Genomic DNA, 13,518 nt, shown 5'->3' with positions numbered 1-13,518 from the left:
GCGTGCTCAGAAGGCACTCGCCTCGCTTTTGCGTGGGTCCGGATAAAAGCGTGTTCCATTGAATTTATCAGGGCCGACAAATAGCAGCAGCACGATGCCGATCTGGCCCAGCGGCATGGCGGCCATCAACCACCACCACCAGCCGCTCATGCCAATATCGTGGAGCCGGCGCACCATTGCGGCAATGGGAACCCAGAGTGCCACGCACGCAATCACCATGCCGAGAATCGTGGCCGCAAGCGTACTGCCGAGCCCGTCTTCGGGCATGAAAACGTCGAGTGCATAAACGAATATCAGGAAGAGCAGCATCGTGATGGCGTACTCGCGGCGCGTGGCGCGGCCAGAAAGCGTGAAGCGTCGTTCGAGCCATTTTTCCATGGTGTCGATATGTCCGTCGTCGGGTGCGTACTATTGGGATCGTCTTGCTGTGGGAAGCGATTTTACGCACGGGTGGCGATGGGATGTCATCGATTTCATCGAGTTTATTGATTTGGCATCCTGCATATTATTCGCTATGAATAGATTTGCTGAAACTATTCATTCTGCATACAGTGAAGGCTTGCTTGGGGCATTGAGGCGTCGAGTCGCCAGGCAGTCGCTAATATGATCGAGTCCATAAGGAGTCCATGGAATTGATCATTTTCTGAGTTAATGGCGGGGAGGAGCGGGACGGGTATTCGAAAACCAGAAAGCAAAAAGCCCAGTTCAAAGGAACTGGGCTTTTTGCTTGAATTCTCTGGGGTGGCTGATGGGACTCGAACCCACGACGACAGGAATCACAATCCTGGACTCTACCAACTGAGCTACAGCCACCACTGTTACTGCTTCCTTGTTGGCGCTGCTTTGTGAGCGGCGTCAATCAAGAAGCAAGATTATATACATAGCCGATCGGACTTGCCTAGTCCCTTTATTCAAATATTTCGGAGGAAAGTGCAGGCGACGCTTCCATGGGGCTGCGCAGGTGCGCGCGCGCTTCCTCGAAGATCGCGAGATCGCCCTTGGCGAGCTTGCGGTTGTCCGACAGCACGCGTCGCCATCCGCGCGCGCCGGCTTCGCCGCGGTACAGCCCCAGTGCGTGGCGCGTGATCGCGGCCAGGTGCGTGCCGCGCGCCATTTCGCTCGCGCAGTACTGCATCAGCTTCGCTTCGATGTCATCGCGTGTGGGCGCGGGTTTGCTGGCGCCATAGAAGCGCGCATCGACACCGGCCAGCACGTAGGGGTTGTGGTAAGCCTCACGGCCGAGCATCACGCCGTCGACGTGCTCGAGGTGCAAAGCCACCTCGTCGAGCGTCTTGATGCCGCCGTTAATGATGATCTCGAGCTGCGGAAAATCGCGCTTGAGCTGCCACGCGTACTCGTACTTGAGCGGCGGAATCTCGCGATTTTCCTTCGGGCTCAAGCCTTTAAGAATGGCGTTGCGCGCATGGACGATGAAAACCGTGCATCCCGCCTCCGCGATGGTGCCGACAAAATCGCGCACAAACGCGTAGTCCTCGACCGCATCCACGCCGATGCGGTGCTTCACCGTCACCGGCACCGAGACTGCGTCGCGCATTGCCTTCACGCAGTCGGCCACGAGCTGCGGCTCGTTCATCAGGCATGCGCCGAATGCGCCGCGCTGGACGCGCTCTGACGGACAGCCGCAGTTCAGGTTGATTTCGTCGTAGCCCCATTGCTCGCCAAGCCTGGCCGAGCGGGCGAGGTCGTCCGGCTCGCTGCCGCCCAGTTGCAGCGCGACGGGCGCTTCGTCGGGCGTGAACGCCAGATGGCGCGGAACGTCGCCATGGAGCAGGGCGCCTGTCGTCACCATCTCCGTATACAGCCACGTGTGCGGTGAAATGAAGCGGTGCAGCGAGCGGCAGTGGCGGTCGGTCCAATCCATCATCGGTGCGACGGACACGCGGCGGGGACTGGCGATACGGTGGGTGGACATGGCGAATCGGTGCGCAGGGAGCGCGGCAAGCGTGGATCAACCTTTTATTTTATCGCATCCTGCCCAGTGAGTTCTGGGGCGTTTCCGGCAATTTCGCACTGCGGCAAGGCGGCATGCGTGGACCGAGCTTTTTGCGCGAGCGCTCGCAGGAGCGCGTACCGCACGCCCGGCCGCGCGAAAGACCCTTTGAACGTTATGTAATCAGTGCTCTGTGTTGTGCATCGCGCCAGAAATTTTTTGCGCTTTTTTAGGACCAGTTCCTCGCTCAGGCCCGCCAGGACTGGCAGAGGCGATTGTTTGCGGCGTTGGAATAGTAAATTCGATATATCGTGATTATTTTTTGATAGTAGGTGGATACACTGAGTTTCACTGACGCAGCTCATGGGGCATCGACCTCCCAGGCGCGGCGCCATCCCCGAACTGCAATCGAAACTGATACTGGAGTCCACCATGAAGACCAAACTGATCGCCGCGCTGCTGGTCGCAGCTTCCGCCTCCATCGCCGCTCCGGCGTTCGCCAGCGGTTATGGCCCCGCGCCGTCTTATCGTCCGGACGTTGGCGCGCCGGCGTCGCAACAAGGGCAGAGCGCCCAGACGGTAGCGGCCGAGCGTGCCCAGCAGCAAGGCGTCGACGCGTCGTACGGCGGTGTCGCGAGCGTGGCGACGCAGTCGGGCAGCCGCCACGATCAAACGCCGCGTTCGCAGCAAGTGTTTTTCGGCCACTAAGTTTCTCGCGGTCCGAAGCGCCGCCCCTGAATCGGGCGGCCTGGGCGCCGGGTGTCCTCAGGACCCCGGCGCTTTGCTTTGTGCGCGCGGATTTCCCGGCTCCTGAAAAAAATCGGCCGGCGTGATAGTTTCGCGGTTCTTCTCAATTAGATGATGGAAAATGCTTCGATGGAATACCGCACTCTCGGCGATACGGACGTCAAGGTGAGCCTGATCGGCCTCGGCACGATGACGTGGGGCGAGCAGAACACCGAGCGCGAAGCGCACGAGCAGATCGATTACGCACTCGATCACGGCGTCACGCTCATCGATGCAGCGGAAATGTACCCGGTGCCGCCGCGCCCCGAAACGCAAGGGCAGACCGAGCGTTTCATCGGCACGTGGCTCGCCCGGCATCGCGCGGCGCGCGATCGCATCGCGCTCGCGACCAAGATAACGGGCCCGGCACGCCAGCCGCACAATCCGCGTCATATCCGCGGCGACGGCAATCAGTTCGACCGCAAGAATCTGACCGAAGCGCTCGATGGCAGCCTCGCGCGCCTGCAGACCGATTACGTCGATCTCTATCAATTGCACTGGCCCGACCGCAGCACGATGACGTTCGGCCGCAACGCGTATCCATGGATCGACGATGCATACACGGTGCCGATCGAGGAGACGCTTGCCGTGCTCGCGGATTTCGTGAGGGCGGGCAAGGTGCGCCATATCGGCGTGTCGAATGAAACGCCCTGGGGCGTTGCGCAATTCCTGCGCGCCGCCGAAAAGCTGGGGCTGCCGCGCATCGTCAGCATCCAGAATCCGTATAGCCTGCTCAATCGCACGTTCGAAAGCGGGTTGTCCGAATTCTCGCATCACGAAGGCATCGGCCTGCTGGCCTATTCGCCGCTGGCGTTCGGCTGGCTCTCGGGCAAATACGAGGGCGGCGCGCGGCCCGAGGGCGCGCGCATCACGCTGTTCGAGCGTTTTCAGCGCTACAGCAAGCCGCAGGCGGTGGCGGCCACGTCGCGCTATGTGGCGCTCGCGAAGGAGCTTGGGCTGTCGCCCTCGCAGCTCGCGCTCGCGTTCGTCAACAGCCGGCCGTTCGTGACCAGCAATCTGATTGGCGCGACTTCGATGGCGCAGCTGAAGGAAAATATCGGCAGCGTCGATATCAGGCTTTCGTCCGAAGCGCTCGCGCAGATCGACGCGCTGCATGAGGTACAGCCCAATCCCGCACCTTGAATTTGGCTTGATCAAGCATTGCGCGTGCTGGCATCATGCGGCGCGCGCTGCCCGGTTCTGCCGGTCGGCGCCTTGCTTGACCCGCTCGCCCCGGATCATCCGACCCCGAGCCCCTTAGCGGAGTATGACTACAATGACCAGCGCACGCGAAGCACAACCCCCACAATCGCCGCCCTCGTGGGGCTGGCCCCTTTTCATTCTGCTGGCCGTTGCCGGCCTGTTCTATGTGAAGTGGTTTCCGTATTACCACCGCGCTTTCACGGCCGAGGCCACGCATTCGATCGGCAAGTCCATCTTGATGGGCGGCGCGGCGAGCGCTCCTGAGCCGTCGTTCGCGGCCGCGCTCGACTATGCCTTGGCCTACGGCAAGGCGATCTGGCAGGCAATGGTGCTGGGCCTGCTGCTCGGCTCGGGTGTGCAGGCGCTGTTGCCGGCGCAATGGATTGCGCGCGTCCTGGGGCGCCATGGTTTCGGCAGCGTCGCGGCGGGCGGTCTGCTCGCGGTGCCCGGCATGATGTGCACGTGCTGCGCCGCGCCTGTCGTGGCGGGGCTGCGCGCGCGCAATGCGTCGCCGGGCGGGGCGATCGCGTTCTGGCTCGGCAACTCGGTGCTCAACCCCGCGACGCTCGTGTTCATGGGCTTCGTGCTGGGCTGGCAGTGGAGTGCGCTGCGCCTCGTGCTGGGCGTGCTGATGGTGTTCGGCCTCGGCTGGCTCGCGAACCGGCTGGTGACGCGCGAGGAGGCGCTCGCCGCCGACGTGCGGCTCGCGATGTTCGCGCAGGAGCAGGCCGAGAGCGGCAATGTGCTCATCCGCTGGCTGCGCCTTTTCGTGCGCATGGCGGTGCGGCTCGTGCCGGAATACATTGTGCTCGTGCTGTTGCTGGGCGCGGCGCGTGCGTGGCTCTTTCCGCACATCGGGCCCGAGGTGGCGAGCAGCCTCGGCTGGATCGTCGTTTTTGCGCTGGCCGGCATGCTGTTCGTGATCCCTACCGCCGGCGAGGTGCCTATCATTCAGGCGATGCTGGCGCTCGGCATGGGCGTGGGGCCGGCGGGCGCGCTGCTGATGACGTTGCCGCCCGTGAGTCTGCCGTCGTTCGCGATGCTGGCCGGCTCGTTCCGGGTGCGTACGCTGGCGCTGGTGGGCTCGGTGGTCGTGCTGTTCGGCGTGGTGGCAGGGCTGGCGACAGTCGCGCTGGGCTTTTAGCGCGCTTCATTAAGGCCTGTTCGCACGTTATTGGTGCGCACCGGCGTGAACAGGCCCTAAGATAAGAGACACGCATCAACTTCGGATTGCCGGCCAGCCGGCTGGCCATCTGCACACACAGTCCGCACAGAACAGGGCTCGCGCCCGGGAACCGCCATGGCAAAGCAAAAAACGAATCCGAAACTCGAACAGGCCCTGACGCGGGGCGACCTCGCCATCCGGCAGGCCAACTCCGCTCGTGCAACGGCGGTTTTGCGCGCGCTCGGCAAGATGATCGTCGAGGCGTCGGCGACCATCGGCGTTGAGGCGCACACGTCGATCCCCGATGGCGACCGCATTTACGATCCCGCCGACGGCCTCTGGCCGCAGCAGTTGCTGATTTCGCTCGATGGTCCCGTCGAGGACTCGGATCCGGAAGAGATCCGAACGATTCGCCTGCTTGCCCAGTCGCAGTCCACGCAGTTCCGCGTCGAGTGGCATCGCGCCGACGGCAAGATCGGCCGTCAGGAAGGCGGCCCGTTCGCGACCGTCGCCTTCATTTCGGATGTCGACATCCCCTGGGGCGACGACGAAGACTGAGCTTGCTCCGAACCGCGCGCGTTAGCGCATCATGCGCCGCCGGAACAGGATCGAGGCGACGCCGAAGGGCACCACCACGTAGAGCACGAGCACGGCGAGATGCAGTCCCGCATGCTCGATCGGGCGCCCGAGCATGGCCGGGCGAATCAACTCGACGGCGTGCGCGAGCGGCAGCATCAGCGTGACGTGCTGCGCGACGGCGGGCAATTGCGTGAGCGGAAAGAACACGCCGGAAAGCAGCAGCATCGGCGTGAGCACGAGCGTTTGATAGAACATGAAGAAGTCGTAGGACGGCGCGAGCGCCGTGACGATCATCGCGCAGCTCGCGAATGCGAGGCCCGCGAGCGCGATCACGGGCAGCGCGAGCAGCATCGATGGAAAGCTCGCGTAGCCGAGCAGGCCCGCCACGATCATGATGGCCGCGCCCGACAGCACCGACTTGCTGGCGGCCCAGACAACCTCGCCGAGCACCACGTCGCCGAGCGAGAGAGGCGTGTGCATGATCGCTTCCCATGTGCGCTGCACGTGCATGCGCGAGAAACCCGAGTACATGGACTCGAAGCTCGCCGACATCATCACCGAAGACGACACCGTGCCTGCCGCGAGAAACGCGATGTACGAGACGCCGTCGACGTGGCCGACCATCAGCCCGAGCCCGAAGCCGAGGCCGAACAGATAGATCATCGGATCGGCGAGATTGCCGAACATCGAGGCGATTGCCAGCTTGCGCCAGACGAGATAGTTGCGCCGCCATACGGCGATCCAGTGCGTCGCGTTCGACGGCAGCGCCGCGCGCGGCTCGCGCATGGGCGACTGGGTGGGACGCGTGGGCGGCGGGGTTTGCGTGCGTGTCTGCATGATGGCGATGTTAATCCTGCATCTCGCGGCCCGTGAGCCGCAGGAACACATCTTCAAGATTCGCGGGCCGATGCAGGTAGCGCAAATCCGAGCGATGGCGCAAAAGCGCATGCACGGGCGCGGCTTCGTCGACATAGCAGAAGAGCGTTTCGCCGCTGATTTCCGTGCGCTTGGCGAGCGGCGCGAGCTCGTCGCGCAACGCCACCGGATCGGGCCCGTAGACCTCGATCACGTCGCAGCCGATTTCCGATTCGATCAGCGCCTTCGGTGGGCCCTCGGCGATCTTGCGGCCCTCCTCGATGACGCAGACGCGATTGCAAAGCCGTTCGGCCTCCTCCATGAAATGCGTCGTGAGGAGAATCGTTTTGCCGCGCGCGAGCAGCGAGCGCAGCCGCTCCCAGATCAGGTGGCGGGCCTGCGGATCGAGACCCGTGGTGGGCTCGTCCATCACCAGCACGTCGGGGTCGTTGACGAGCGCGCGCGCCAGCGTGAGACGGCGGCGCATGCCGCCGGAAAGCTCGCCCACGCGCGCATCGGCCTTGCTTTCGAGGCGTGCGAATTCGAGCAGCGGCGCGACGAGCGCGCGCGTTTCGCTTGCCGAGAGTCCGAAGTAGCGGCCGAACACGAGCAAATTCTCGCGCACTGTGAAGTCGGGATCGAGATTGTCGAATTGCGGCACGACGCCCACGCGCGCGCGCGCATGACGTGCCCGCGCGGGCACCGGTTCGCCGCACAGGCTGATGCGTCCGGCATCGGGCGAAACGATGCCGAGCAGCATGCGCAACGTGGTGGTCTTGCCTGCGCCGTTGGGGCCGAGGAGCCCGAAGCATTCGCCGGGGAGGACGTCGAACGACAGGCCGTTCACGACGGTCCTGTCTCCGTAGTGCTTGATCACCTGCTCGAATTCGATGGCGGGCATGGTTGGGGGGCTGTTGCATGTTGCAAGGCGGCCTATTATAGGGCGTTCATCTCCCCATGCCGTTGCACCATCGATGTGCACGCAAACCTGGCGTTTTCCAGCCCTTGCGTGTCGAATTGCGGCGCACCATCATGTAATAGTGACCTGCGTTTCCAGACGGGTAGGGAGAATCGATCATGGCGAGCTACAAGAAAATTCTGCTTTGTTACGACGGCTCGCGCGAAGGCCGCAAGGCGCTGCGTTGCGGCGCGGATCTGGCGCTGGACCTGCATGCGGAGACCCATCTGCTTTCGGTGGTCGACATGCGCTCGACGATCGCGCAAAGTGCGGGCTTGCTCACCGACGTGGCATGTGGGCGCTTCGAAGAAACGGCGCGCGAGATTCTGCAGGAAGGCGTGGACTGGCTGACCGAACGCGGCGTGCGCGCGCAGGGCCACTTCGCGTTCGGCCATCCGATCGACGAGATTGCGAATCTCGCCAATGAGCTGCACGTCGATCTCGTAGTGGTGGGGCATCGCTGCCGCACCGGACTTTCGCGCTGGTGGATGGGTGCGGGCAATACGCCGCTGCTCGACCGCGTGACGTGCAGCATTCTCGTGGCCTGCTCTTCGGCTGCCGAGGAAAAACAGCAACAGCAGGCGGCGGCCTAGCCGCTATCAATCGCTTCCGCGATTGCAGCGCTCAGTCAATCAGCGAAAAGCGGCGGAGCCACTACCACGAAGATGGCTCGCCGCAATTCTTGCGGTTCATCTCGGTACGGCTTGCTCAGTTCGACGCGCTCGCGTCGTTGCCGGTATTCGGCTCGTTCAATTCCACGGCGGCGAGCTTCCACGAAAACAGCCCATGACGCTGCAGGATGGCGGCATAGCGATCGCCGCCATAGCCGCTGTTTGCGCCGCGCTGCCACGTGACAACGAACGTGTTCAGACTGCGATAGCCCGCCGAGGTTTGCGCGCGCGGCTGAGCTTGCTGCGGCTGCGGCGATTGCGCCTGAGCCGGCGGATTGCCGGGCGCGGGCTGCGTCGCTTGGCCTGCCTGTGACGATGGTGGCGGCGACGGCGCTTCAGCCGGCGGCACAGGCGCGGGCCGTTCTCCCGGCTTGCCGGTCGGCGGCATGCCGCTGAGCAATGCGGCCACGCCCTCTGGCGTGGCATACGCGTCCACCAGTGGGCCGATCAGCGCATTGCCGATCATCGCGCCGAACAGCATGAGTGGATTGCTGGCGTGGGCGGCCTCCATGCGTTGTTGCAGCATCTCGCCAACCTGCTGCTTCAAGCTCGCGCGCAGCGCCGGGTAGTCGACGTACTCGCTCAGTGCGGCTGCGTCGCGTGCGTCGGCGGCTGCCTTGAGGTTATTCAGCGCGATATATGGCGATGCATAGCCATAGCCCACTGCCGCCACGATTGCAACCGCCGCGACGGCGATTGCGACGGGCTTCTTCCAGCTGGATGATTTGCGCGGATACGTTTGGGTATCGGTCATTGGTTAGTGCAACCCTGCAGTGTTCAATCAGGGTGTTGACCGCGCGCAATCAAAAACGATCCCACTTTTATTGCTTACTTTGCCAGCGCGACCGGCGCATCGGCCTGCTGCTCCGCGATACAGCGGTCGATGGCGCGGCACACCGCCTCCATCGTGCCCACCATGATGAGCCGCGACTGGCCGTGATAGACGCGCACCGGTGCGCGGCGGTCGGGCTGCTCCGCATTCAGCGTGCTGTTGAGCGAAACGCGTGCGAAGGCCGGCTGCGCGGAAGGCAGCGGGCGCGCTTCGTCTTCTTGCTCGATGTCGTCGAAGAGCGAGCCATTGATCTGGTAGCCGCATTGACGGCCAAGGGCCGCCGCCGAAGCACGCGCCTCGCGCATGGCGCACGAGGCAATCCCGCGCAGATGGCGCAGACGGCCGAATTGACGGAAGGGCAACAGGCGGGCAAGGCGTTCCATGACTCTCTCCGGAAAATGCGCAGAAGATGCGCAGAAAATGCGCAGGCGGAATTATCAGAATTCGGTGGGACGGATCAGACCAACGGCAATGCCTTCGAGCGCGAAATCCGCGCTGCCGGCCGCGACGAAAATATTCTCGTAGTCAGGGTTCTCCGCGATCAGCTCGATGCCGTTGCGCTGCCGCTTCAGGCGCTTCACGGTGACGTCGTCGCCAAGACGCGCCACGATGATCTGGCCATCCTTCGCTTCGCTCTTTTTTTGCACGGCGAGCAGGTCGCCGTCGAGGATGCCCGCGTCGCGCATGGACAGCCCGCGCACCTTGAGCAGGTAGTCGGGCCGGCTCGAAAAGAGCGCGGGGTCGCAGGTGTAGTTCTGCGAAATGTGCTCTTGCGCGAGGATCGGACTACCCGCCGCGACGCGGCCCACGAGCGGCAGCGAGAGCTGCATGAGGCCCGCGTGCGGCAGCGTGAATTGATGCGGCAGATCGCCCGGACCGGGCACGAGGCGGATGCCGCGCGAAGCGCCCGCAGCCAGCTCGATCACGCCCTTGCGCGCCAGCGCGCGCAGATGTTCCTCCGCCGAGTTCGCCGAACTGAAGCCCAGTTCGGCGGCGATTTCCGCGCGCGTGGGCGGAAAGCCGGTGCGCTCGATCGCGCGGCGGATCAGATCGAAAACCTGCTGCTGTCGTGCGGTGAGTTTGGTCATGGCGCTACTGTATGTTTGAACAGGTGACTGTATTTTTATACAGTACTCGCCGCTTTTCAAGTGTTACTTGAACTTTGTCATCCGCACGGCGTCGCGACGGCGCTTTCCCTTCCCCGACGGACGCAACCACCGGCAAAACAGGCGCAAGCGCCCAATTCCTCCGTCCTTACCACTTTTACGTATTAAAAAATGAGAAAACATCATTTTTAATAATGTAAGCCGATCGCTAGACTGGCCTCCATCGATTGCTGCATGGCACGCGAGAACGCACGAAAGTGCACGAATGCGCACGACGACACGGAGAAAAAGTGGATGAAACAAGGCATTACGGGGCACGCATGGTTCAGGACGCTGGCGGCGAAACTGCTGATCGGCGTGGCGCCGCTCGTCGGCATGGCGGCCTTCGCGCCGGCGGCGCATGCGGACACGGCGCTGCTCAACGTCTCCTACGATCCCACGCGCGAGCTGTATCAGGACATCAACGAAGCCTTTATCAAGGAGTGGAAGGCGAAAGGCGGCGAGACGCTCACCATCAAGCAGTCGCACGGCGGTTCCGGCGCTCAGGCGCGCTCGGTGCTAGACGGACTGCAGGCCGACGTTGTGACGCTCGCGCTCGCCTGGGACATCGACGCACTCGCCAATAAAGGGCTGATCGCGAAGGACTGGCAAATGCGTCTGCCCGACAACGCCTCGCCATACACCTCGACCGTCGTGTTTCTCGTGCGCAAGGGCAATCCGAAGCGCATCAAGGACTGGGACGACCTCGTGAAGCCCGGCGTCTCGATCGTCACGCCCAATCCGAAGACCTCGGGCGGCGCGCGCTGGAATTACCTCGCGGCGTGGGCCTATGCGGCGCACCAGCCGGGCGGCAACGACCAGAAGGCGAAGGCCTTCGTCACGAAGCTCTACAAGAACGCAGGCGTGCTCGACTCGGGCGCGCGCGGCGCGACCACGAGCTTCGTGCAGCGCGATATCGACGACGTGCTGATCGCCTGGGAAAACGAAGCATTCCTTTCGGTTAAGGAGTTCGGGCCGGACAAGTTCGAGATCGTGGTGCCGTCGGCCAGCATTCTCGCGGAGCCGCCGGTTGCGGTGGTCGACAAGGTCGTGGACAAGCACGGCACGCGCAAGGTGGCGCAGGCGTATCTCGAGTTCCTCTATGGCGAGAAGGGGCAGGAGATTGCCGCGAAGAACTTCTATCGTCCGCGCTCGGACAAGGTGCCGGCGGCGATCACGGCGAAGTTCCCGAAGCTCAAGCTTTACACGGTCGACGAGGCGTTCGGCGGCTGGGCCAAGGCGCAGAAGACGCATTTCGCCGATGGCGGCGTGTTCGATTCGATTTATCAGCCGCAATAAGCCGGCCGTAAGCCGGCCGTAGTAAGCCGACGGCAATACGCAGTAGCAAGCAACGCCAAAAACAAGGCGCGCCCGACGAGGCGCGTCTTTAGCCGCGGCGCCCCGCATGTATCGTATGACGAGAGGTGCTCCGCGCAACCCATGTGAAGAGATAGAGCATGACGACGTTTCGATTACAGAAGCCAGGCGCGCTGCCGGGATTCGGCGTGACGCTCGGCATCACGGTGGCGTATCTGAGCCTCGTGGTGCTCATTCCGCTTGCGGCCACGTTCCTCAAGACCGCGACGCTCGATTGGGCGCAGCTCGTGCGCGCGGTGGCGTCGCCGCGCGTGCTCGCGTCGTACCGCCTCACATTTTTCTCCGCGCTTGGCGGAGCGCTCATCAATGCGGTGTTCGGGTTCTTGCTCGCCTGGGTGCTGGTGCGCTACACGTTCCCGTTCAAGCGCGTGATCGATGCGCTCGTCGATCTGCCGTTCGCACTGCCGACTTCCGTGGCGGGGATCTCGCTTGCCGCCGTGTATGCGGGCAACGGCTGGATCGGCCAGTTCCTGCAGCCGCTCGGCCTCAAGATCGCGTTTACGCCGCTTGGCGTGCTCGTGGCGCTCACGTTCATTGGCCTGCCGTTTGTCGTGCGCACCGTGCAGCCCGTGCTCGAGGAGTTCGAGCGCGAGCAGGAAGAGGCCGCCGCCTGCCTGGGCGCGTCGCGCTGGCTCACGTTTCGCCGCGTGGTGTTGCCGGCGGCATTGCCTGCGCTGCTTACGGGTTTTGCGCTCGCATTCGCGCGCGCGCTGGGCGAGTACGGTTCGGTCATCTTCATCGCGGGCAATGTGCCGATGAAGTCGGAAATCACGTCGCTGCTCATCATCACGAAGCTCGAGCAATACGACTATGCGGGCGCTACGGCGCTGGCTGTGGTGATGCTGTGCGTGTCGTTCGTCATGCTGCTGCTCATCAACACGTTGCAATGGTATTTGCAGCGGCGCACGAGCCGCCGGGCATCGCGCGGCGTGTCGCGCTCGCGTGTGCCGAACCCGATGCACGCGGGTGTTGGAGGAGAGGCGCAATGAGTGCAGCAAGTACGCGGGTCCGCGATGCAGGACGTCCCAATTCCGTAACGGAAGCGCCCTGGGTGCGCTGGCTCCTCACCGGCATTGCGCTGGCGTTTCTCGCGCTGTTTCTGGCCGTGCCGCTCGTGGCCGTGTTCTGGCAGGCGTTGAGCAAGGGCATCGGCTTCTATTTCGTATCGCTCGCCGACCCCGATGCGCTCGCCGCGATCAAGCTCACGCTGATCACCGCCGCGATCGCCGTGCCGCTCAATCTGGCGTTCGGCCTCGCGGCATCGTGGACGATCGCCAAGTTCGAGTTCCGCGGCAAGGCGTTGCTCACCACGCTGATCGACCTGCCGTTTTCGGTTTCACCCGTGATTTCAGGGCTCATTTACGTGCTGCTGTTCGGCGCGCAGGGCTGGCTCGGCCCCTGGCTTGCGGACCACAATGTGCAGATCATCTTCGCGGTGCCGGGCATCGTGCTCGCGACCATCTTCGTGACGTTCCCGTTCGTCGCGCGCGAACTGATTCCGCTGATGCAGGCTCAGGGCACCGACGAGGAAGAGGCCGCGCACGTGCTGGGCGCGTCGGGCTGGCAGATGTTCCGGCGCGTGACGTTGCCGAACATCCGTTGGGGTCTGCTGTACGGCGTGATTCTCTGCAATGCGCGCGCGATGGGCGAATTCGGCGCGGTTTCGGTGGTGTCGGGACACATTCGCGGCCAGACCGACACGATGCCCTTGCACGTGGAGATCCTCTACAACGAATACAACTTCGCGGCCGCGTTCGCCGTGGCTTCGCTGCTTGCGTTGCTCGCGCTCGTTACGCTGGGTCTCAAGCTGCTGGCGGAGCGCCACATGTCTGCGGAGCTGCGCGATACCGGCGACGTGCCGGCGCTCGCGGGACCGCCGGCCACGCGCAGTGCGGCCGCGCCTCAAGGCGCAGTGATTGGCCAACGACGTACACAACAACACCCACAACAACACACCCGCGCGTTGCGCCGGACGCTTGAACAGGGAAAGGGCTAA

At 63.6% G+C, this 13,518-nt stretch carries 15 protein-coding genes and 1 tRNA gene; 8 read left to right on the top strand and 8 right to left on the bottom strand.

What is annotated here, in order from left to right:
- Positions 1 to 6: 6 nt before the first annotated feature.
- The 3 genes from P5W98_RS08315 to dusA all read right to left on the bottom strand — a co-directional run bounded on the left by P5W98_RS08315 (position 7) and on the right by dusA (position 1,933).
- A complete protein-coding gene (locus P5W98_RS08315; RefSeq protein WP_421024120.1) occupies positions 7 to 378 on the bottom strand; it encodes a DUF805 domain-containing protein in 372 nt (123 codons plus the stop codon).
- A 359-nt stretch (positions 379 to 737) separates the two neighbouring features.
- Positions 738 to 813, bottom strand: a tRNA-His gene (locus tag P5W98_RS08310).
- A 94-nt stretch (positions 814 to 907) separates the two neighbouring features.
- Complete coding sequence (gene dusA, locus P5W98_RS08305) at positions 908 to 1,933, bottom strand: tRNA dihydrouridine(20/20a) synthase DusA (protein WP_421024119.1); 1,026 nt, start codon at positions 1,931 to 1,933, stop codon at positions 908 to 910.
- A gap of 450 nt (positions 1,934 to 2,383) precedes the next feature.
- Between dusA and P5W98_RS08300 the strand changes: the two genes are divergently transcribed.
- The 4 genes from P5W98_RS08300 (at position 2,384) to P5W98_RS08285 (ending at position 5,663) form a co-directional block, all read left to right on the top strand.
- Positions 2,384 to 2,659, top strand: coding sequence for a hypothetical protein (locus tag P5W98_RS08300; RefSeq protein WP_421024118.1), 276 nt, complete (start codon positions 2,384 to 2,386; stop codon positions 2,657 to 2,659).
- Between the two features lie 168 nt (positions 2,660 to 2,827).
- Entirely contained in the window at positions 2,828 to 3,880 is a 1,053-nt protein-coding gene (locus P5W98_RS08295; RefSeq protein ID WP_421024117.1) for an NADP(H)-dependent aldo-keto reductase, read from the top strand.
- Between the two features lie 133 nt (positions 3,881 to 4,013).
- The gene (locus tag P5W98_RS08290; RefSeq protein ID WP_421024116.1) at positions 4,014 to 5,084 is read left to right on the top strand and encodes a permease; all 1,071 of its coding nucleotides are present in this window, start codon (positions 4,014 to 4,016) and stop codon (positions 5,082 to 5,084) included.
- Positions 5,085 to 5,240: 156 nt separating this feature from the next.
- Positions 5,241 to 5,663 carry a hypothetical protein gene (locus tag P5W98_RS08285; RefSeq protein WP_035526100.1) on the top strand — a complete coding sequence of 141 codons (423 nt, stop codon included), beginning with the start codon at positions 5,241 to 5,243 and terminating at the stop codon, positions 5,661 to 5,663.
- Between the two features lie 21 nt (positions 5,664 to 5,684).
- On the opposite strand, the gene P5W98_RS08280 is transcribed toward P5W98_RS08285, so the two are convergent.
- Complete coding sequence (locus tag P5W98_RS08280) at positions 5,685 to 6,521, bottom strand: ABC transporter permease (protein WP_421024115.1); 837 nt, start codon at positions 6,519 to 6,521, stop codon at positions 5,685 to 5,687.
- 10 nt (positions 6,522 to 6,531) lie between these two features.
- Positions 6,532 to 7,440, bottom strand: coding sequence for a nodulation factor ABC transporter ATP-binding protein NodI (gene nodI / locus P5W98_RS08275; RefSeq protein WP_421024114.1), 909 nt, complete (start codon positions 7,438 to 7,440; stop codon positions 6,532 to 6,534).
- A 176-nt stretch (positions 7,441 to 7,616) separates the two neighbouring features.
- Between nodI and P5W98_RS08270 the strand changes: the two genes are divergently transcribed.
- Complete coding sequence (locus P5W98_RS08270) at positions 7,617 to 8,090, top strand: universal stress protein (RefSeq protein ID WP_035526110.1); 474 nt, start codon at positions 7,617 to 7,619, stop codon at positions 8,088 to 8,090.
- 115 nt (positions 8,091 to 8,205) lie between these two features.
- Here the strand turns inward: P5W98_RS08270 and P5W98_RS08265 are convergent, their stop codons facing one another.
- The 3 genes from P5W98_RS08265 to lexA form a co-directional block, all read right to left on the bottom strand.
- Positions 8,206 to 8,922, bottom strand: a complete 717-nt coding sequence (locus P5W98_RS08265; RefSeq protein ID WP_421024113.1) for a DUF2939 domain-containing protein — start codon at positions 8,920 to 8,922, stop codon at positions 8,206 to 8,208.
- A 74-nt stretch (positions 8,923 to 8,996) separates the two neighbouring features.
- Positions 8,997 to 9,383: a hypothetical protein gene (locus P5W98_RS08260; protein ID WP_421024112.1), complete on the bottom strand. Its 387-nt coding sequence runs from the start codon at positions 9,381 to 9,383 to the stop codon at positions 8,997 to 8,999.
- Between the two features lie 54 nt (positions 9,384 to 9,437).
- Positions 9,438 to 10,088: a transcriptional repressor LexA gene (gene lexA, locus P5W98_RS08255; RefSeq protein ID WP_035526115.1), complete on the bottom strand. Its 651-nt coding sequence runs from the start codon at positions 10,086 to 10,088 to the stop codon at positions 9,438 to 9,440.
- Between the two features lie 312 nt (positions 10,089 to 10,400).
- Between lexA and P5W98_RS08250 the strand changes: the two genes are divergently transcribed.
- The 3 genes from P5W98_RS08250 (at position 10,401) to cysW (ending at position 13,518) form a co-directional block, all read left to right on the top strand.
- A complete protein-coding gene (locus P5W98_RS08250) occupies positions 10,401 to 11,444 on the top strand; it encodes a sulfate ABC transporter substrate-binding protein (protein WP_421024111.1) in 1,044 nt (347 codons plus the stop codon).
- A 158-nt stretch (positions 11,445 to 11,602) separates the two neighbouring features.
- On the top strand, positions 11,603 to 12,511 hold the full coding sequence (gene cysT / locus P5W98_RS08245) for a sulfate ABC transporter permease subunit CysT (protein ID WP_421024110.1): 909 nt from the start codon (positions 11,603 to 11,605) through the stop codon (positions 12,509 to 12,511).
- Positions 12,508 to 13,518 carry a sulfate ABC transporter permease subunit CysW gene (gene cysW, locus P5W98_RS08240; RefSeq protein WP_421024109.1) on the top strand — a complete coding sequence of 337 codons (1,011 nt, stop codon included), beginning with the start codon at positions 12,508 to 12,510 and terminating at the stop codon, positions 13,516 to 13,518. Before cysT ends, cysW begins: the two co-directional genes overlap by 4 nt.

This window comes from Paraburkholderia sp. A1BS-2L (genome assembly GCF_051125205.1).
Lineage (GTDB): Bacteria > Pseudomonadota > Gammaproteobacteria > Burkholderiales > Burkholderiaceae > Paraburkholderia.
The sequence above is the reverse complement of the archived record's forward strand: the minus strand, read 5'-3'. Positions and strand labels throughout refer to the sequence as shown.

Bases quoted from the DNA above. Each gene is read 5' to 3' on its own strand.
- P5W98_RS08315 (WP_421024120.1), bottom strand. From the start codon at position 378: ATGGAAAAATGGCTCGAACGACGCTTCACGCTTTCTGGCCGCGCCACG.
- dusA (WP_421024119.1), bottom strand. From the start codon at position 1,933: ATGTCCACCCACCGTATCGCCAGTCCCCGCCGCGTGTCCGTCGCACCG.
- P5W98_RS08300 (WP_421024118.1), top strand. From the start codon at position 2,384: ATGAAGACCAAACTGATCGCCGCGCTGCTGGTCGCAGCTTCCGCCTCC.
- P5W98_RS08295 (WP_421024117.1), top strand. From the start codon at position 2,828: ATGGAATACCGCACTCTCGGCGATACGGACGTCAAGGTGAGCCTGATC.
- P5W98_RS08290 (WP_421024116.1), top strand. From the start codon at position 4,014: ATGACCAGCGCACGCGAAGCACAACCCCCACAATCGCCGCCCTCGTGG.
- P5W98_RS08285 (WP_035526100.1), top strand. From the start codon at position 5,241: ATGGCAAAGCAAAAAACGAATCCGAAACTCGAACAGGCCCTGACGCGG.
- P5W98_RS08280 (WP_421024115.1), bottom strand. From the start codon at position 6,521: ATGCAGACACGCACGCAAACCCCGCCGCCCACGCGTCCCACCCAGTCG.
- nodI (WP_421024114.1), bottom strand. From the start codon at position 7,440: ATGCCCGCCATCGAATTCGAGCAGGTGATCAAGCACTACGGAGACAGG.
- P5W98_RS08270 (WP_035526110.1), top strand. From the start codon at position 7,617: ATGGCGAGCTACAAGAAAATTCTGCTTTGTTACGACGGCTCGCGCGAA.
- P5W98_RS08265 (WP_421024113.1), bottom strand. From the start codon at position 8,922: ATGACCGATACCCAAACGTATCCGCGCAAATCATCCAGCTGGAAGAAG.
- P5W98_RS08260 (WP_421024112.1), bottom strand. From the start codon at position 9,383: ATGGAACGCCTTGCCCGCCTGTTGCCCTTCCGTCAATTCGGCCGTCTG.
- lexA (WP_035526115.1), bottom strand. From the start codon at position 10,088: ATGACCAAACTCACCGCACGACAGCAGCAGGTTTTCGATCTGATCCGC.
- P5W98_RS08250 (WP_421024111.1), top strand. From the start codon at position 10,401: ATGAAACAAGGCATTACGGGGCACGCATGGTTCAGGACGCTGGCGGCG.
- cysT (WP_421024110.1), top strand. From the start codon at position 11,603: ATGACGACGTTTCGATTACAGAAGCCAGGCGCGCTGCCGGGATTCGGC.
- cysW (WP_421024109.1), top strand. From the start codon at position 12,508: ATGAGTGCAGCAAGTACGCGGGTCCGCGATGCAGGACGTCCCAATTCC.